Below are 18,356 nucleotides of genomic sequence, written 5' to 3'. Positions count from 1 at the left end.
TTATTACTTATATTATTTGTATAATAAGTAAAAATAAATACTGAATTGATTTAATATTCTAAATATAGTAAATATCATAAAGAAGCTCAAAAAATGAATATTTGGCGTAAAATCGATAAGAGGTAAATGGTTTGGAAATGACTAAAGATTCCATCTTTAGTCATTTCTACCCACAAATTCTGGAATAATATTTATATATAAAATTTTTAAAATTCAGTCCAATATACTATTGAAGTGAATATAATTGAACCAGAATAAAATAATCATAATTTATTAAATTTGATGAAATTTCAAAAAATTCTTTACGTTTTTGTAAAGGATGTTTTACAGTAACTAATTATTGAGGGGGTGATGTAGTTTTCTGATAGTAAGTATAATAACTTTATATTGAAGGAAGGCTTGAAAAGGTTGAGAGAGTTTAAGAATTAAGGAGGGGCTTGGATGAATTATCAAAGTCGTGCTTGGACTGTCCTTATAGCTGGTATAGGAATGAACTTATGCTTTGGTATTCTCTATACCTGGAGTGTATTTTCTAAAGAAATAGTAGCAAGTTTAGGTTGGTCTGTTACTGAGGCAACAATGCCCTACACTGTGGCAATCGCCCTATTTGCCCTCCTAATGGTTCCTGCTGGCCGGATGCAGGATAAGCTAGGTGGCCGTATAACAGCTTCCATTGGCGGTTTATTATGTGGCGGTGGTTTGATTGTTACTAGTTTATCACTAACACCTAATGGTGCAATGTTAGGTTTTGGTGTACTAACCGGCATGGGTTTAGCCCTTGGCTATGGTGCGGCAACTCCTACTGTAATAAAATGGTTCCCACTATACAAAAAAGGCTTAATCACAGGTCTTGTTGTGGCAGGTTTTGGTGGTGCTTCTCTTTATGCATCTCCGCTGGTAAACTATTTGCTAGGCATCTATGGACTTCAGCAATCATTTTTAATTTTAGGTGTTGCTTATTCGATCGTTATCGTTTTATGTGCTCAATTTTTTGCAATCCCTCCAAAGGAATGGAGTGACCAACTAGCTAAAATGGGTGGCGGCGGTGCTAAGTCGAATGTGGCACCTGTAAAGGTATTACAATATGAAACAAAGGATATTTTTAAAACCGCGCAATTTTATATTCTTTGGTTGAGCTTTGCCTTCACTGCTGTTGCAGGTTTAATTGTTATCGGACACGCAGCTAAAATTATGGCTCTTCAAGGTGCTCAATGGGGCTTCATTTTGGTAGCCATTTTAGCCATAGCCAATGCTTGCGGTAGACCATCTTCTGGTTTCCTATTTGACAAACTGGGTCGTCCTGGAACCTGTGCTTTTTACTTCGGTCTTTCGGCCGTAACCATGTTTACCCTGAACTTTATTAATTCACCCTATGTACTTGCCTTTGCTTTGATTATTGTGGCCTTTTGCTATGGCTCCATTGCCGCTATTTTCCCTGCGTCCACGGCTGAGTTCTTTGGTACCAAGAACCTTGGCTTAAACTACGGTTTTGTCTTTACCGGTTGGGGCGTAGGTGGTGTTTTTGGTTCTATGATATCCAGTATGATTTTTGATGCCACTGGTTCCTATGCTACAGCCTTTATGATCGGCGGTGTCCTCTCCGCTGCAGCAGCAGTTATGTGCTACCTTGCTAAGCCTCCTAAGGCTCAATTAGAGTACCGTAACAGTGGCGTGTCGATGTAATGAAGGTTACTAGGCGTATTTGGTTTTAAATTTTTAGTTGAATATTTTTAATTAATTAAAGGAGACCGTTGATTAGTGATGGTCAACGGTCTCCAAAGGCAATAATGCAACATATCTTGGTTTACTGCAACGTAGATTTCCTGTAATATATTTTTAAATAGATTTATTTGCACAATGGGTTTGAACATTCTAAATTGACCAACAAAGGCATGGTTATTACAAAGCTACAGAAATAGTAAGAGACTACATATACCTTTCCTAGAGTTAGAAATGTTGCTATATTGCAACTATTGTTAGCGTGGTTACAATAACGAATTACTGATCAACCCATTATTACTAGGGTTGACAGATAGTGACAACTTTGGTATAAATATTGCACTTTCTATTTTCATTTTACTTCCCTAAGTGGTTGTGCTTAAAAGACCAAGTAAAGGTAGGTAAAATATTATGGTACAGACGGGTAGTATCCTAATGGGAACTGCACCAAACCATGAACTAAAAACATAACAGGTGTTTTTCCGCTTGGAGCCGATGGACCGAGACGGGGGGTGTGGTTATGGGAACCTCTTGAGTCATCGGGGGGTTTTTTGTCGTTTATTAGACTTGGTTGCCCCAGGAATGGATCTCAAGTTGGGGGGATTTATTATGAAAGACAAACCTTCCTTCGTAATTATTGGCGCAGGTAAGGTAGGCAGCGCACTGGGTATTCTTTTAAAGGAACGGGGTTATGTTCCTCTGGGGGTTTTTAGTAAAACTGCTTCCTCTGCCGAAACTCTGGCTGAAAAAATTCAGACCAAAAGATATAGCCAAGCATCTGAAGCTGCAAAAATTGCGGATCTTGTCTTTATCACTACTACAGACAGGGAGATTGCTGCTACCGCCAGCATGCTTGCTTTAAAGGGAGGCTGTGGACCCGGACAGATTTTTATACACACCAGTGGTGCCTTAGGTAGTGACGTTATGCAGCCCTTACGTGATCATGGTGCTTTGGCAGTGTCTGTGCATCCATTACAGTCCTTTGCAGACGTAGACAGCGCAAAAAAGAATCTACCTGGATCTTGCTTTGCCCTAGAAGGAGACGGTGAGGCCCTAGATACCTGTAAACAATTGGTAGACGATCTACAAGGCCAATATTTCATTATTAAACCTGAAGATAAACCCCTTTACCATGCAGCAGCAGTGGTGGCTTCTAATTACCTAGTTTCCATAATTAATCTAAGTACTTCAATGTATCAAAATCTTGGATTAAACGAAGAACAGTCTTTAGCTGCTCTGCTGCCTTTAGTACAAGGTACCCTAAACAATATTTTAAGATCTGGTTCTGCGGCAGCTCTTACCGGGCCGGTAGCCAGGGGGGATGGAGCGACCGTAATAAAACACATGAAAGCACTCAAAAATATGGATTGGCGAGCCCAAGAGGCATACCGTCATCTGGGATTATATACGGTGGGAATGGCTATGGAAAGCGGTCGGATTTCGCCCAAGGAGGGTACAGCCCTTAACAATATCTTTATGGAGGTAGAGAATAATGAGCAAAAGGGTAACCACTGCCGACTTCCGGCGTATGAAGCAGGAGGGCAAACCACTAGCCATGTTAACCGCCTACGACTATTCAATGGCTAGTTTGGTTGATGCAGCCGGCATAGATGCCATTTTGGTGGGAGATTCCCTTGGCAACGTGGTTTTGGGTTATGACTCTACAGTACCTGTGACCATGGATGTGATGGTGCATCATACCAGAGCGGTCAGCAAAGGGGTTAAGAGAGCCATGGTCGTTGGCGATATGCCCTTTTTGTCTTACCACATTTCCAGGGAAGAAAGTATAAAAAATGCCGGACGCCTCATGCAGGAGGGTTTTGCCCAGGCTGTAAAGTTGGAGGGTGGCAGTGAGGTGGCAGATAATGTTAAGGCCATAACGGATGCCGGTATTCCTGTTATGGGGCATTTGGGCTTGACACCACAATCCGTACATCAATTGGGCGGCTTTAAGGTACAGGGGAAAGATGGTGAAGCAGCCAGAAAGTTATTAGAAGATGCCAAAAGACTTGAACAGGCTGGTGCTTTTGCCATTGTACTGGAGTGCATACCACATCAATTGGCCGGAGCCATTTCCGAAGCCATTTCAATACCTACCATTGGCATTGGGGCAGGTGCAGGCTGTGATGGACAGGTGTTGGTAATCAACGATTTACTAGGTATGTTCTCAGACTTTACCCCTAAGTTTGTCAAACAATATGCAAATCTAAAAGAACAAATTGTACAGGCATGTTCCAGCTATGTTGAAGAGGTTAAAGATCGATCTTTCCCTGGTCCTGAGCATGTTTTTAACATGAAAGAGGAGGAAATGAAAAAACTTTACTAAGTCTTTTTTAAGGTGGTGTCCCATGAGACTTTGCCAAAACATTGAGGAAGTTCGTTTCGTATTAAATACTGTTAGATCTCAAGGAAAAAGTATTGCATTGGTTCCAACTATGGGTTATTTGCACCAAGGACACCTGTCCCTTGTAAACCAGGCTAAACTTCGTTTTGATGTGGTAGTAATGAGTATCTTTGTTAATCCTACTCAATTTGGACCCAATGAAGATTATGAAGCCTACCCTAGGGACTTACAAAGGGATGCAGCATTGGCAGAAGAGGCAGGAGTTAGTGTAATCTTTGCTCCCGCGGTAAAGGAAATGTATCCACAATTTTTCAGCAGTTACGTAAATGTAACTGGGGTCAGTGAACCTTTATGTGGGGGGGCACGGCCAGGTCACTTCCAGGGTGTAGCCACAGTGGTAACTAAATTAATAAATATTATTCAGCCTAACGCAGTTTTTTTTGGACAAAAGGACTTTCAACAGGTATTAGTAATTAAACGTATGGTTGAAGACCTCAACATTAACTCAGAAATCATAGCTGTGCCAATCGTGAGAGAAGCTGATGGTTTAGCTATGAGTTCCCGTAATGTTTACCTTTCTCCGGAGGAAAGACAAGCAGGTTTAGTATTGTTTCGCAGTTTGAAGCTGGCCCAAGAATTAGTAGCCAATGGTGAGAAGGATATTCGTCAATTAAAACAGGCTGTCTTAAACAATATCCTAGAAGAACCTTTGGCAAATGTAGATTATGTAGAAATATTATCCCTTCCTAATCTTACAACAATCGAACATTTAACAGGAAAAGTCCTGTTGGCTTTGGCAGTCCGTTTTGGAAAAACGAGACTAATCGATAACGCTGTTTTGGAGGCGTGAGAGAATTGTTATTATTTATGTTTAAATCAAAGATTCACCGTGCAACTGTAACTGAGGCTAATCTAAATTATGTTGGCAGCATTACCATTGATAAAGATTTAATGGAAGCTGCAGGAATTTTACCCAATGAGAAGGTTCAAGTAGTTAATAATAATAATGGTGCTCGGCTTGAAACCTATGTTATTGAAGGGGAACCGGGTTCCGGCGTCATCTGCCTTAATGGTGCCGCAGCACGTTATGTCCAACCTGGCGATGTTGTCATCATTATCACTTATACGGCTATTGATGCACAGGAAGCCAAAACCTTTAAACCTAAGATTGTCATGGTGGACGAAAATAATCGTATCAATGAGGTTATCCATCATGAAACCCACGGTGAATCCAATTAAATGATGCCTATTTCGGAAAGGCGGGGAAAGCCTTGATTCTTGCAGTGGACATAGGCAATACCAATATCGTTTTCGGGGTTTTTAATGATAAGACCTTAATTGCTAATTGGCGACTTGCTACAGACCGAAACCGAACAGCCGATGAGTATGTTGTATTATTAAAGGAACTATTTAGTTTATCACACATTAAAATGAAAGATGTAGAAGGTATCATTATTTCTTCAGTGGTTCCGCCTCTAAATCCCATATTAGAATATGTATCAAAAAAATATTTCAATATATCGCCAATTCAGGTGGGACCAGGCATCAAAAATGGCCTCCATATTAAGATGGACAACCCCCGGGAGGTTGGTGCAGACCGAATTGTTAATGCAGTTGCGGCTTACACCCTCTACGGTGGACCCTTAATCATTGTTGATTTTGGAACTGCCACAACCTTCTGCTGTGTAACAGCAAAGGGCGAGTACTTAGGAGGGGCCATAGCCCCAGGAATTACTATATCTGCCGAGGCCTTATATACTAAAGCGGCCAAACTACCTAGGGTAGAATTAGTCAAACCATCAGGAATTATTGGCAAAAACACCATTACCGCCATGCAATCCGGTATTATTTATGGCTTTGCCGGTCAAGTGGAATTTTTGGTAAGACGCATGAAACAGGAAATAGGTGCCGACGCTAAAGTAATTGCCACTGGTGGTTTAGCTGATATTATGGCCCAAGAAACTTCCGTCATAGATAAAGTAAATCAGTTCCTTACTTTACAGGGTCTAAAATTTATTTATGATCGCAATCAGACCCAGTGACACAGGGGTAGTATCCTACAATTCATCTAAAAAAGAAGTGTCGCTTACTACGTAAAGTAGTTTTGCGACACTATCTTTTTAAGCTATTTAGCATTATTTTCAGCAAATTTAGCAAGTTCTCTTTCCTTTTCACAATAAGTCCATTCTTGGGGTGATATTAAATTACTATTGTCTTCAATTTGCAATTCTGTCGCCATTTCCATATCTTTTCTTGGTGGTATATAGTTAATAAAATTTCCCATGACATTACACCGCCTGTCCGAGGGCCAATAATTAGTGTTGATCACGGTATTCGTCTTTTATTTCATCTCTGAAAGACCGAATACTTTCTTCGCGTCGATGGTTCTTGTCAATAATTGCTTGTCTCTGTTCTTCACTAAGGGATTCGTTTTGTAGAGTTTCATGAGCTTCTTCTAGGTTTTGTATTGTATCTTGAACCATTTCTTGAAGTTTCTCAACATTATCACTTCTATCATCAGGTTTAGCCAAAGTTTATACCTCCTTATTAGTATTTCAAGATTATTATTTGCAAATAACAAATAAATATTCCAAGAACCAAAATGATCATAACAGGGCCTTTTTAGTAATAAAAATTCTTGTTTATATATATTGACGGCTAGTGTCACTTTTGGTATACTTACAATTGCGTTAAGGGAAGCAAAAAACATGGGGGTATAGCTCAATTGGTAGAGTAGCGGTCTCCAAAACCGTTGGTTCTGGGTTCAAGTCCTAGTGCCCCCGCCAGTAAAAAACCCAGTAAGCACAAAGCTTACTGGGTTTTTTTAGTACCATCAGAAAGGCTCGCGCTATAATGGCGTGAGCCTTAGCTTTTTTTCTATCACGGGTATATTTGAATTCTGCCACCATATATATTTTATAGAACCGAAAAAAGTTGCATAATAAGACAGGGATTTTATAATCTGCTTCAGAATATAATAAAACGCATTGCATTTAGTGGTAAAATTCAGGAGGTGAAAATAACATGCGCATAGGGGTTTTATGCGGTGGACGCTCAGCAGAAAGGGAGGTTTCCCTAAGGAGTGGTGAAGCAGTATTTCAAGCTCTAAAAACTGCAGGCTACGATGATGTAGTTAAAATAGATGTTGGTTATGATTTGGTAGAACAACTTAAAGATCAAAGGGTTGAATTAGCCTTTTTGGCCTTGCATGGTAAATACGGAGAAGACGGTACCATTCAGGGTTTACTGGAGATGTTAGATATTCCCTATACCGGTAGTGGAGTGCTTGCCAGTGCCTTGGCCATAAGTAAAATTGCCACTAAGAAAATTTTTAAAATGGAAGGTATACCCACCCCTGTCTTTACTGTCATAACCAAGAGAGAGGTAGAGACCCAGGGCTTGCAGACAATTTCGGCAAGGGTAATAAATGAGGTAGGTATTCCCGCAGTGGTTAAGGCGAATACCCAGGGTTCTACCATTGGAATTACCTTTGTCCATGAGCGGGAAAAAATGGCGGAGGCATTAACATCTGCATTGACCTATGATCACGATGTTTTGATTGAACAATTCATTTCAGGCACTGAAATTACGGCATCTGTACTAGGTAATGATGATCCAGTTGCTTTACCCCTGATTGAAATAACCTCGGTAACCGGGGTATATGATTATGAATCAAAATATACACCCGGTATGAGTGACCACATTATTCCGCCACGGATCGATTTGGCTATTCAGGAACAGATTAAGAAGTTTGCTGTTAAAGGCTTCCTAGCCCTTGGTTGTAAAGGAATAGGCCGTGTGGATTTCATTGTTCATAACAACCAACCCTACGCCCTTGAAATTAACACCCTGCCTGGCATGACAGCAACCAGCCTATTTCCAGATGCTGCTAAATACGCAGGGATAGGTTTCCCAGAATTGATTGACCGTCTGGTAAAGCTAGCCATTGAACAATAATAAAGATGCGTGCCGCAAAACGACAGAGGGCTGGCAAACCAGTCCTCTGTTTATTTCCATTAGGATAGAAACAGCAAGGGAACGGCTAAGATCGTTCCCTGTGCAACTATTTTTGACAATAATACCCAAGTTGTGGTAAAGTAAAGAACCTATAAAGTATTAAGTTATATTTGGTTGTGATATTTATTACTTTGGCTAAAAAAGGCAGGATTTTTACCACCCCTTAAAGAAATATCTTACTAATTTGTCATTTTGGGATACTTTATAGGGGGGTGCTATCTATGGAGAAAAAGGAAAATGAGCTGCGTTGTATTCTGTGTGGGAAAATCATTGTTATTGAAAAGAGCTTAGACCCTTGGGATGAAGAGGATGATTTTATTCCAAAACCGAAAAAATCCGTGTCCTTTTGCCAGATGTGTGAAGCAAAGTTAAGAAAAGAGTCTGATGATCAGATGAAAGGGACTAAGCCTATGTAATATTAAATATTGACGCTGGAGGTGTTGTCGTGAAAGGAAAGTCTCGGTTATCCCTTGGTCTTTTAATCTTAGCTGCAACCATATTGATTTCCATAGTGGGCTGGGGAGCTGGACTGTACATTGATTGGATCTGGTTTAAGACCCAAAATTATCAAACGGTTTTTGTCACCAGACTTGTTACGGATATAGGTCTGAGAACCTTAGTAGGGCTATTTATGTTCCTGCTGCTATTGATTAACCTGATGTTAACCCGTAAATCCGTACTAAAGGCAATTGAGTCTGCAAATGCCTTCCGGCCATTTCAACAACAGGATGATGATAATGTCATCACCATTAATCAATTACCCTTTGCGAATTGGCGTGAGCAAATTACACCCGGTCGGCTAACCATAGCCTTTACAGCTATCAGTGCAGTTCTAGGTTTTCTTTATAGTTCATCTGTGGCCGGAGATTGGACAACCGTCCTTAAATATTTTAATCAGTACGCCTTCGGAACGACAGATCCTATTTATAATAAAGATTTAGGATTTTATTTCTTTAGTTTGCCTTTTTTGCATATTATTTTTCGAATATTGGCCTCTGCCATCTTCCTAAACATTGTTTTGGTGGCAGGAGTATACCTGGTAACAGATTCAGCCCGTGGTGGGCTGGCCAAGATATTTCGGTTCCCCTCAGCAAGGTATCATTTATCTGTCTTAGCCGCTTTATTTTTCCTCTTAAAGTCCTGGGGCTATCGACTAGACCAATATGACCTTCTTTTTTCTTCCAATGGGGTGATCCATGGGGCAGGCTACACAGATATTCATGCTACTTTACTTGCCTATAAGGTATTAATGTTCCTTAGCCTAATCACAGCCGTAATCATTATAGCTAACATCTTCTTCAATCGTTTCCGTATGACGGTTTATGCTATAGCTGGTTTGATTGTGACATCGATCGTCCTGGGTGCTGTCTACCCAGTGGCTATTCAGAAATTTATTGTCTTACCCAATGAATTTAACCGTGAGGCTCCCTACATTGCAAATAATATTAAGTTTTCCCAACAAGCCTATAATCTTGATAAAATAGAGCAAAAGGACTTTCCTGCGGGTAGAACACTGCAGGCCAAAGACATTCAAGAAAACCAAAATACCATTGACAATGTTCGTCTTTGGGATTGGGCGCCCTTGCAGCAAACCTATAGTCAGCTACAAGAAATGCGTTTGTATTATGAATTTAAGAATATTGATATAGACCGTTATCAAATTAATGGGGAATATCGTCAAGTTATGCTGGCAGCCCGGGAAATGAATCAGGGCCAGTTATCTGCCCAGGCCCAAACCTGGATTAACCAACGATTAGTATACACCCATGGTTATGGGATTGCCATGAGTCCGGTTAATGAAGTCTCAGGGGAAGGCTTGCCACAATTCTTTCTAAAAGATATTCCGCCTGTGTCATCGACAAATATTAAAGTTACCAGACCGGAAATTTACTATGGTGAATCCAATGATGGCTATGTCATTGTTAATACAAAAACCGATGAATTTGACTATCCTAAAGGGGATGGTAATGCCTACAGTAAATACGAGGGCAGCGGAGGAGTTAAGGTTAATTCCATATTCCGTAAACTCCTGTTAGCCATCACCTTTGCGGATTATAAGTTACTCTTAACAAGTGACATCAGCAATGATAGTCAGGTTTTGTTATATCGGAACATTAAAGAGAGGGTACCTAAGATTGCACCTTTCTTAAGCTATGACAGTGACCCTTATCCAGTTATTAATAACCAGGGTGAGATTTATTGGATGTGGGATGCTTATACCGTAAGCAAGATGTACCCCTATTCGGAACCATTTGATGAACAAGGCAACAACTATATTCGAAACTCTGTAAAAATTACGATAAATGCTTACGACGGTACGGTTAGCTTTTATATAGCGGATGTAGAAGACCCAATTATTAAGGCTTATGCTAGTATTTTCCCTGGCATGTTTAAACAGCTTGCCGAAATGCCTGATGATTTAAAGGAGCACATTCGTTATCCGGAGGATCTGTTCTATATTCAATCTCAGATGTATACTTTGTACCACATGACAGATCCACAGGTCTTTTATAATAGGGAAGATAAATGGACTTTACCAACCGAGAAGGTTGGAGATGAAGAGAAACCCATGGAACCCTATTACGTCATTACTGTATTACCTGGGGAAAAGGAACCTGAATTTGTGCAGATAATGCCCTTTACCCCACAAAATAAAAAGAATATGATCTCATGGTTGGCTGCCCGCTCCGATGGAGAGCACTATGGTAAAATGTTGGTCTATGAGTTCCCCAAACAGGAACTGGTATACGGCCCCATGCAAATTGAGGCAAGAATTGACCAAGATACAACCATTTCCCAACAATTGTCCCTTTGGGATCAACGTGGTTCGAACGTTATCCGAGGCAATTTGGTAGTAATCCCTATCAAGGATTCTCTAGTCTATGTGGAACCCTTGTATTTACAATCTGAACAAAGTAAAATGCCAGAACTTAGAAGGGTCATTGTGGCCGCCGGAGACAGGATTGTCATGGAACCGACCTTGGAAATAGCTATTCAAAGGATTTACGGAGATGATGCAATAAAAGGGGCAAAGCCATCCTTGCAAGGGATGGATCCAGAAGCACAGCAGCCGACTGAGCAACAACCCACTGGCGGAAAAACCGTAAAAGAATTAGCTTCCGAAGCTAATCGTGTTTATGAAGATGCCCAAGCTAAGCTTAAGGCAGGCGATTGGGCTGGTTATGGCCAATCTATAAATCAGCTTAAGAATATCCTATCTCAATTACAGGAACAATCAGCTACCCAATAGCACAGTAAAGGAGTGCCGCAAACTACTTAGGAGTAGCAAGCGACACTCCTTTTTTTCCGTTACCTGTGCAAAGGAAGGATAAACCCTTCAACTATCAGGTGTTATCTTTATTCCCCCTGATACAGCTATACTTTTACAATTACTTTGTACAATCCGTATCAAACTATGGTAAAATAAGTTAAAAAGTTTGGGGTGAGATATTTTGGTTAAGAGAGTTGCTGTCTTGACAGGTGGGGGCGATGCTCCTGGTTTAAATGCTGTCATTAGAGCCATTGCGAAAACGGCGGTGCGAGAGTATGGGATTGAAGTTATTGGTTTCCGTGACGGCTTTAAAGGAGTAATGGAAAAACACCTGGTAAAGCTTACCGAGGCAGAAGTATCCGGTATATTGCCCCGGGGAGGCACGATCCTAGGTACAACCAACCGTGACAATCCCTTTTCCTATCAAGTGGCAGCAGGTAAATATGAGGATCGTTCGAATGAATGCATTGAAATTATTAACAAACATGCGGATGCCTTAATCATCATCGGAGGAGACGGTTCTCTGTCCATTGGCTATGAACTTGCCCAAAGGGGTTTAAAGGTTGTTGGTTGCCCCAAAACCATTGACAACGACCTGGCCGTGGGTCAGGCTAAAACCTTTGGTTTTGACACAGCCTATGCCTTTGCTACAGAAGCCTTAGACAGACTACACTCCACAGCAGAATCTCACCATCGAATCATTGTCCTGGAAGTCATGGGACGATATGCGGGACATATTGCACTCCATTCTGGTATAGCCGGAGGTGCCGATATCATTCTCATTCCTGAAATACCTTTTAACTATGAAGAAATAACGAAAAAGATTAACGATCGATTAAGCCAAAATAAACGTTTTAGTCTTGTAGTCGTTGCAGAAGGTGCCAAAGCCCAGGATGGGGAAATGATCATCAATAGTTATGAATCAAACAGACCTGAGCCTATTCGCTTAGGCGGCATTGGGGAAGTGGTGGCTAAGGAATTGGAAAGAATTACTGGCATTGAATGTCGTGTTACCGTATTAGGCCATTTGCAGCGGGGAGGGAGCCCTACCCCCCATGACCGAATTCTTGCCACCAGATACGGTGTAGCAGCAATGGATTTAATTGCCCAAGGGAAATTTGGCTATGTGGTGGCGATGGATGGTGAAAACATTAAACCAGTATCTTTGGCAGAAGTTGCAAAGGGAATTAGAAATGTAGACATTCATGGGGATTTAGTAACCTGTGCCCGTAAAATAGGGATCTGCTTTGGTGACTAATTAAAGAATGGGGCGATCGTGTGATAAAAAATTATATTGAGCTGGCTGTAGAAGAAATGCTTGATGATTTACTATCTAAATATGCAGAAAAAAAACCCGGCACGTGTACCTGTGACAGATGTCGTTTGGATATTATGGCCATTGCCCTTAATAGCTTACCCACTCGCTATGTAGTAACCGATAAAGGTAGTATTTTTACCAAGGTGGCCATGGAGCAAATAGGAGGCAGGGCCCAGGTGATCGCTGCGATACTTAACGCAATCAAATTGGTACAAGAAAGCCCCAGACATTAGGATTTTAAGACAATGATATAAAAACACTGTTTTTGTTAATACTGTTACTACTAAAGTAAAGTATAGGAGTGTTTTTGTGAGAATCGGTATTTTTACAGATAGCTATACACCTTATGTCAGTGGCGTGGTACGTTCCATAGAGCTTTTTACCTCTGAATTAAAACAGTTAGGTCATGAGGTTATTATTTTTGCCCCAAATTATCCAGGCATTGCAAAGGAAGAAAATGTATATCGTTTTCCCTCTATACCTTCTTTGACGAATCAAGAATTTTATCTAGCCATTCCCCTTACCCGTGGCTTGCAATCCTATATTAAGGAAAAGCCCCTTGATATCGTTCACGTACATTCACCCTTTATCCTTGGGCGGTTAGGGGCAAAAATTGCAAAGAGTTTTGGTCTTCCCTTGGTATTTACCTACCATACCCTATATGACCAGTACAGCCACTATGCTCCCATTGGCAAGAATGTCAGTAAAGAATTAATCCGTAAATTATGTGTGGAGTTTTGTAATCGTTGTCAGTTAGTCATTACCCCCACAGAAATAATATCCAGCCACATTAAAAAGATGGGTGTAAAAACGAAGGTTAATTGGCTGCCAACGGGCATAAACCTAGCTGAATTTATTGATCAAGATAAGGGTTGGTTAAAAAGATCCTATGGCATCAATCCCAACGAAATTGTTTTGCTTTTTGTGGGAAGAACAGGCAAGGAAAAGAATATTCCTTTTCTTCTGAATAGTTTCTCTCAGGTCAATTCCCACTACCCCAATACAACATTAATAATTGTGGGGGAAGGTCCTGAAATGGACAACCTAAAAAAGCTAACCAAGGATCTGGCGCTGGAGAAGAAGGTAATTTTCACCGGAATAATTAGACGTGGGGATCTAATAAAAGCCTACTGTGGTGCCGACTTGTTTGTTTTCGCTTCCCAAACGGAAACCCAGGGTTTAGTCATTGCTGAAGCAAAGGCCGCAGGATTACCAACAATAGCAATCGATGCCTTTGGGGTTTCGAATATGATTCAAAATGGGGCAGATGGTTTTCTGGTTCCACCAGATATCCAGTTGTTTAGTGAAAAGATTATTAACTTAATGAGTGACACGGAATTAAGGATAAAAATGGGACAAAGGGCTCTGGCCTCTGTTCAAACACTTTCTTCCCAAAATTGTGCCAGAAAACTAGAACAATACTATGGTGAATTAATTCAAGCCAATGATTTAAGAGTCAGTATGCTATAGTCATCCACCAAAAAGCAATTAAGAACCCTATTGGGGTTCCTGATTGCTTTTTAAGTTAGTATCTTGTTTTAATTCTGTAAGAATATTAATAATCTCATCGATTTGATCATTATACAATTCAAAACTGATAATTTTTCTCTCTGCATGATCCATATTATCCTTCGTTACAATTTTTAACATGACCGTTTCTAAGGAAGGGTAATTCTCTGTGGGTGGTTTAATAACTCTTTGGGCCATAAACTGATCAAGTACATTACCAATGGTGGTTCGATAAAAGGGATAGGCCCTTTGGAGTTTATCATTAACAATGTGTTTTTTGACCAAGGCTATTTTTTTCTGGGTGATGCTAAAAACAGTTTTTCCATCCTTTTGGGCCTGCTTGAGCAAATTTTGTTCCTGGTTGTCTAATAGCTTTAATGTAAGATCGATTACCTCATCGGTCACAGACTGGACTCTTTCCACGGAATATTGGGCAAAGGCCTGCTGAACTTCCTGTGCAGGGGAAAAGGTAATCGCGCAATCCTGATAGCTAAGAGATATGTTGGCCAAACCTTTATTCATTAACTCCCCAATTCTTTCAGTAATATTAACAAATAAATCCGTATTTTTATTAACGGTTTCCTGTTCCATGTTTATTACATTTAATTGCTCATTCATTTAAAAATCCCTCCTGCATGTTTCTAATAATATTATTCCCTGTAAACCAAGATAAATTAGAGTTGTCACAAATATATAAAGGATTTAAAATAAATACATAGAAGTATACGAAATATAGCCAAAAGAGGGGGATTTAAAATGAAATCACCAATTTTTAGAGAACTCGTTGATTGGGATTATAATTTTAAGAATGAATTTAACAATCGTGAAAAAAAATGCACCTTTGTTATAGATGCCTGGGGGGGGGCACCCATACTCTCCTTATATAAATATACTCGATTTGGTATAAATTGTAGTTCCTTAGAAAAGCAGCCTCCTTTGGCAATGTTAGAGACCGCTATCAAGGAACAAGAAAAATCCGCAGATAAAATGTATAAGATTAATCAGGAAATTAGGGAATGGATTGAAGAAAACAATCTTATCGTTGATTAGGTTAATGGATTAGAGGGTAAAAGGAGGTGGATAAGCATTGATTAGAGCACTTTGTGGCTTATTTTCTGTTTTCTCCGTCAGTCCTGTAATCGAACTTCTGATCTTTTCTGCCGTGGTAGTTACTGTTTTTATAATTCAATTCGTTTAATTCGTTAACCGGCCAAGGCCGGTTTTTTATTTGCATAAGGGCAAACTAAGGCCGATGCCATACCCTAAAGAGCACGTAAGACTCTCGTGCCTTTAGGGTATGGCGTCAGCCAAGTTTTTCTAACAATTTCAATCGGCAATAAAACCTCCTAACGGAATATATATTTAAGAAAGAACTTATTTCCAAGACTGGGGGTAGATAATTTGGACCAGGAACAGCTCGATCTTATACAAGATACAAAGGCACTAAATTGGCATGGCCGAAAAAAAATAATATTAACAATAGCGGTTGTTCTTTCTTTTCTCTTATTGTCATTTTCGTTCTGGATATACTATGAATATAATCGTGTTTCAAATCTATATAGCATGGACACCTTTGACTATCAAACTAGCAAAAGAGGAGTTATATACTCTGCGGATGGAGTGGTCCTGACATACCTTTTTGACCAGAATAAGGAACATGTAACTTTGGACAAAATATCCAAGCCAATGCAGCGTACGATCCTGGCAATCGAAGATCACCGTTTCTATCGTCACCATGGTGTTGACATAATTGGCACAGTCCGAGCTCTATTTACAAATATTCTTTCCGGTGAGGCCAGCCAGGGTGGAAGTACTATCACACAACAATTAGCTAGAAATTTGTTCTTATCCCCGGAAAAAACCTTATCCAGAAAATTTACCGAACTTCTCCTGGCGATTAAGTTGGAAAGCAAGTTCAGTAAAGAAGAAATATTAGAAATGTATTTAAATGAAATTTACTTTGGTAACGGTTGTTATGGCATAGAAACTGCTGCTAATAAATATTTCAACAAGCAGGCAAGTGAAATTAGTTTCGCTGAAGCCACCGTGCTGGCCGGCATTCCCAAGGCCCCAAGTCAATTGGAACCGATCTATCACCATCGAGAGAACAGGGATCGACAAATCATTATCATCAATAGGCTGTTAGACTTAGGCTACATCAACAAGTATGAAGCACAACAACTGGTCAATGAAAAAATTGACATTAAAAATACGAAACTAAAACCTAACAGGGAATATTATAAATTTCCTTATTTCACATCCGAGGTAATACAACAACTAATTGTCATGTATGGAAAAGACAGAGTATATAACGGTGGATTAAGGGTAACGACAACGCTTGATACCAAAGCTGCGGAAATTGCAGAAGTAATCGCTAAAAACAAGGTAGCCCAATTCAAAACCTCAGGCATAGCCGCCCAAAACATGTCCTTTGTGTCAGTAAATAACAGGGATGGTGCTGTAATTTCTTTAGTTGGCGGTGTTGACTTTACAACTGACCAGAATAATTTGGCCGTTCTCCCCAGACAACCGGGATCTGCTATCAAACCTTTACATTATGCTGGTGCCTTGGATCAGGGTATTATTAATGAAAACAAAATTTTTCATGCAGGGCCCAGAAGTTTTGGCAACTATTTTGTATCATCCAATACGAAAGCCAATGTTTCAGTGTGTGTGGCATTGAAACACTCGATGAATGTTCCCGCCGTTGAAGTTGTTAGTTCCTTTGGTATTAAGGCTGTGTTAGAAAACCTAAAGAATTTTGGGATTACAACCCTCAGTGAAAAGGACAGCAATCTGGCCATCGCCCTTGGGGGGATGTATTATGGGATCAAACCCATTGAGTTAGCCGCAGCCTATGCTGCATTTGCTAATTCAGGAATTTATAACAAGCCCTATCTGATTAAAACGGTCGAAGACAAGAATGGTCATGTATTATACCAGCATAAAGCTGAAAATAGACAAATTATTAAACCCCGCACAGCCCAGATCATTACCCAAATACTTGTGGAAGTTGTAAGGGGGGGGACCGGCACAAGGGCCAATATATCTGGCAATGAAGCCGGCAAAACAGGAACCACCGATGATAGCCGATGTTTATGGTTTGTGGGACTGAATAAAGATATTTCCACAGCCATCTGGATTGGCAACAGTGACAACAGGCCAGTGTATGGTTATCATGGTGGTGATTTAGCAGCACCGATCTGGCGAGAATACATAACCACGCTAATGGAAAATAACATCATTAATAAGCCTGCACCTATTTATTCTACTTATATACCACTAAGGCAAGAATATATAACACCTAAACCAGTTGAAGAAGATCCAAAACCCGAGGCAGAAGTGCCCAGGGAAAACACCAATCCGGAACATAATAACCATCCGTTACCGAATAACCAAGACACCAACAATACCACAGCCACACCCGAACAAGATAATAATTCTATGCCGAGTTATCTTCCCACTACGGATAGTAACAATGAACAAAGAAACCCAGACGCTACAGTCAATCAGTAGCCGGGTACTTGGTATGTTTTGCCTTTTAATGGTATAATGGATTTGAATTAATGTAGAAATCACCTTGAAAGGATGAACAAGTTGAAGGAAAAATTGATGAATGATCTTAAAACAGCGATGAAGGCAAAGGATAGATTAAAGGTTGATACCATTCGAATGGCTAATGCGGCAATCAAAAACGCAGAAATAAACATCAAAAAAGAGCTTGCAGATGAACAGGTACTAGACATCCTGACAAGGGAAATAAAAATGCGCCGGGATTCATTGGAGGAGTATAGAAAGGCAAATCGCCCAGAGGCTGTGGAAAAAATAGAACAAGAGATCAATATTTTGTTGGCCTATATGCCGGCTCAACTTTCCGAACAGGATTTAAGAATCTTGATTCAGGAAACCATTCAACAAACCGGAGCACAAAGTCCGAAGGACATGGGCAAACTAATGGGAGCTTTAATGCCCAAGGTTAAAGGAAAAGCAGACGGGAAACTGGTCAACAGCATCGTTAAGGAGTTATTGGCTTAGGAATATTCTTATCAGCCTGAGCGACAGCAAAGGATCTTAGGGCTAGTCCCTCAGTTATTCGCTCCTTCGCTAACGCCCAGGCTGACACAAACACTTTTATTGGTGATCTCGGGAATCCGGAGAACCGTCCCCGTGATTCCCCG

The 18,356-nt window shown here is 40.3% G+C and carries 18 protein-coding genes and 1 tRNA gene; 16 read left to right on the top strand and 3 right to left on the bottom strand.

Features of this window, described 5'->3' with window-relative positions:
• Positions 1-441 precede the first annotated feature (441 nt).
• From AC1U9Z_RS01725 to AC1U9Z_RS01700, 6 genes are all read left to right on the top strand, one after another.
• Positions 442-1,683 (top strand): L-lactate MFS transporter, encoded by a 1,242-nt coding sequence (locus AC1U9Z_RS01725; RefSeq protein ID WP_479955466.1) that lies wholly within the window; start codon positions 442-444, stop codon positions 1,681-1,683.
• Between the two features lie 645 nt (positions 1,684-2,328).
• Positions 2,329-3,306: a Rossmann-like and DUF2520 domain-containing protein gene (locus tag AC1U9Z_RS01720; protein WP_333530785.1), complete on the top strand. Its 978-nt coding sequence runs from the start codon at positions 2,329-2,331 to the stop codon at positions 3,304-3,306.
• Positions 3,212-4,045: a 3-methyl-2-oxobutanoate hydroxymethyltransferase gene (gene panB, locus AC1U9Z_RS01715; protein ID WP_479955465.1), complete on the top strand. Its 834-nt coding sequence runs from the start codon at positions 3,212-3,214 to the stop codon at positions 4,043-4,045. The genes AC1U9Z_RS01720 and panB overlap by 95 nt, the downstream gene beginning before the upstream one ends.
• A 22-nt stretch (positions 4,046-4,067) precedes the next feature.
• Positions 4,068-4,913, top strand: a complete 846-nt coding sequence (gene panC, locus AC1U9Z_RS01710) for a pantoate--beta-alanine ligase (protein WP_333530783.1) — start codon at positions 4,068-4,070, stop codon at positions 4,911-4,913.
• 5 nt (positions 4,914-4,918) lie between these two features.
• On the top strand, positions 4,919-5,302 hold the full coding sequence (gene panD, locus AC1U9Z_RS01705; RefSeq protein ID WP_333530782.1) for an aspartate 1-decarboxylase: 384 nt from the start codon (positions 4,919-4,921) through the stop codon (positions 5,300-5,302).
• A 32-nt stretch (positions 5,303-5,334) separates the two neighbouring features.
• Positions 5,335-6,105, top strand: coding sequence for a type III pantothenate kinase (locus AC1U9Z_RS01700; protein ID WP_479955464.1), 771 nt, complete (start codon positions 5,335-5,337; stop codon positions 6,103-6,105).
• Between the two features lie 83 nt (positions 6,106-6,188).
• Here the strand turns inward: AC1U9Z_RS01700 and AC1U9Z_RS01695 are convergent, their stop codons facing one another.
• Both AC1U9Z_RS01695 and tlp read right to left on the bottom strand, forming a co-directional pair.
• Positions 6,189-6,347, bottom strand: a complete 159-nt coding sequence (locus AC1U9Z_RS01695; RefSeq protein ID WP_479955463.1) for a hypothetical protein — start codon at positions 6,345-6,347, stop codon at positions 6,189-6,191.
• Between the two features lie 31 nt (positions 6,348-6,378).
• Positions 6,379-6,594 carry a small acid-soluble spore protein Tlp gene (gene tlp / locus AC1U9Z_RS01690; RefSeq protein WP_333530779.1) on the bottom strand — a complete coding sequence of 72 codons (216 nt, stop codon included), beginning with the start codon at positions 6,592-6,594 and terminating at the stop codon, positions 6,379-6,381.
• A gap of 179 nt (positions 6,595-6,773) precedes the next feature.
• Here tlp and AC1U9Z_RS01685 point away from each other — a divergent pair.
• From AC1U9Z_RS01685 to AC1U9Z_RS01655, 7 genes are all read left to right on the top strand, one after another.
• Positions 6,774-6,849, top strand: a tRNA-Trp gene (locus tag AC1U9Z_RS01685).
• A 238-nt stretch (positions 6,850-7,087) separates the two neighbouring features.
• Entirely contained in the window at positions 7,088-8,020 is a 933-nt protein-coding gene (locus AC1U9Z_RS01680) for a D-alanine--D-alanine ligase (protein ID WP_479955462.1), read from the top strand.
• A 281-nt stretch (positions 8,021-8,301) separates the two neighbouring features.
• Positions 8,302-8,496, top strand: a complete 195-nt coding sequence (locus AC1U9Z_RS01675; RefSeq protein WP_333530777.1) for a hypothetical protein — start codon at positions 8,302-8,304, stop codon at positions 8,494-8,496.
• Between the two features lie 29 nt (positions 8,497-8,525).
• Positions 8,526-11,330 carry a UPF0182 family membrane protein gene (locus tag AC1U9Z_RS01670; protein ID WP_479955461.1) on the top strand — a complete coding sequence of 935 codons (2,805 nt, stop codon included), beginning with the start codon at positions 8,526-8,528 and terminating at the stop codon, positions 11,328-11,330.
• A gap of 202 nt (positions 11,331-11,532) precedes the next feature.
• Positions 11,533-12,609 carry a 6-phosphofructokinase gene (locus tag AC1U9Z_RS01665; protein WP_479955460.1) on the top strand — a complete coding sequence of 359 codons (1,077 nt, stop codon included), beginning with the start codon at positions 11,533-11,535 and terminating at the stop codon, positions 12,607-12,609.
• Positions 12,610-12,629: 20 nt separating this feature from the next.
• The gene (locus tag AC1U9Z_RS01660) at positions 12,630-12,902 is read left to right on the top strand and encodes a late competence development ComFB family protein (protein WP_479955459.1); all 273 of its coding nucleotides are present in this window, start codon (positions 12,630-12,632) and stop codon (positions 12,900-12,902) included.
• 76 nt (positions 12,903-12,978) lie between these two features.
• On the top strand, positions 12,979-14,139 hold the full coding sequence (locus AC1U9Z_RS01655; protein WP_479955458.1) for a glycosyltransferase family 4 protein: 1,161 nt from the start codon (positions 12,979-12,981) through the stop codon (positions 14,137-14,139).
• 27 nt (positions 14,140-14,166) lie between these two features.
• Here AC1U9Z_RS01655 and AC1U9Z_RS01650 read toward each other — a convergent pair whose 3' ends face one another.
• On the bottom strand, positions 14,167-14,796 hold the full coding sequence (locus AC1U9Z_RS01650) for a hypothetical protein (protein ID WP_479955457.1): 630 nt from the start codon (positions 14,794-14,796) through the stop codon (positions 14,167-14,169).
• Between the two features lie 138 nt (positions 14,797-14,934).
• Between AC1U9Z_RS01650 and AC1U9Z_RS01645 the strand changes: the two genes are divergently transcribed.
• The 3 genes from AC1U9Z_RS01645 (at position 14,935) to AC1U9Z_RS01635 (ending at position 18,213) form a co-directional block, all read left to right on the top strand.
• Entirely contained in the window at positions 14,935-15,228 is a 294-nt protein-coding gene (locus tag AC1U9Z_RS01645) for a DVU0772 family protein (protein ID WP_333530771.1), read from the top strand.
• A gap of 351 nt (positions 15,229-15,579) precedes the next feature.
• Entirely contained in the window at positions 15,580-17,694 is a 2,115-nt protein-coding gene (locus AC1U9Z_RS01640; RefSeq protein ID WP_479955456.1) for a transglycosylase domain-containing protein, read from the top strand.
• Between the two features lie 96 nt (positions 17,695-17,790).
• A complete protein-coding gene (locus tag AC1U9Z_RS01635) occupies positions 17,791-18,213 on the top strand; it encodes a GatB/YqeY domain-containing protein (protein WP_479955455.1) in 423 nt (140 codons plus the stop codon).
• Positions 18,214-18,356 lie beyond the last annotated feature (143 nt).

This window comes from Desulfotomaculum sp., assembly GCF_982386235.1.
Note: the sequence above shows the minus strand (reverse complement) of the source record. Positions and strands in the feature narration are given on the sequence as shown.

What these genes read in the sequence shown, in the direction of transcription:
- AC1U9Z_RS01725 (WP_479955466.1), top strand. Translation starts at nt 442, where the DNA reads ATGAATTATCAAAGTCGTGCTTGGACTGTCCTTATAGCTGGTATAGGA.
- AC1U9Z_RS01720 (WP_333530785.1), top strand. Translation starts at nt 2,329, where the DNA reads ATGAAAGACAAACCTTCCTTCGTAATTATTGGCGCAGGTAAGGTAGGC.
- panB (WP_479955465.1), top strand. Translation starts at nt 3,212, where the DNA reads ATGAGCAAAAGGGTAACCACTGCCGACTTCCGGCGTATGAAGCAGGAG.
- panC (WP_333530783.1), top strand. Translation starts at nt 4,068, where the DNA reads ATGAGACTTTGCCAAAACATTGAGGAAGTTCGTTTCGTATTAAATACT.
- AC1U9Z_RS01695 (WP_479955463.1), bottom strand. Translation starts at nt 6,347, where the DNA reads ATGGGAAATTTTATTAACTATATACCACCAAGAAAAGATATGGAAATG.
- AC1U9Z_RS01680 (WP_479955462.1), top strand. Translation starts at nt 7,088, where the DNA reads ATGCGCATAGGGGTTTTATGCGGTGGACGCTCAGCAGAAAGGGAGGTT.
- AC1U9Z_RS01675 (WP_333530777.1), top strand. Translation starts at nt 8,302, where the DNA reads ATGGAGAAAAAGGAAAATGAGCTGCGTTGTATTCTGTGTGGGAAAATC.
- AC1U9Z_RS01650 (WP_479955457.1), bottom strand. Translation starts at nt 14,796, where the DNA reads ATGAATGAGCAATTAAATGTAATAAACATGGAACAGGAAACCGTTAAT.
- AC1U9Z_RS01645 (WP_333530771.1), top strand. Translation starts at nt 14,935, where the DNA reads ATGAAATCACCAATTTTTAGAGAACTCGTTGATTGGGATTATAATTTT.
- AC1U9Z_RS01635 (WP_479955455.1), top strand. Translation starts at nt 17,791, where the DNA reads ATGAATGATCTTAAAACAGCGATGAAGGCAAAGGATAGATTAAAGGTT.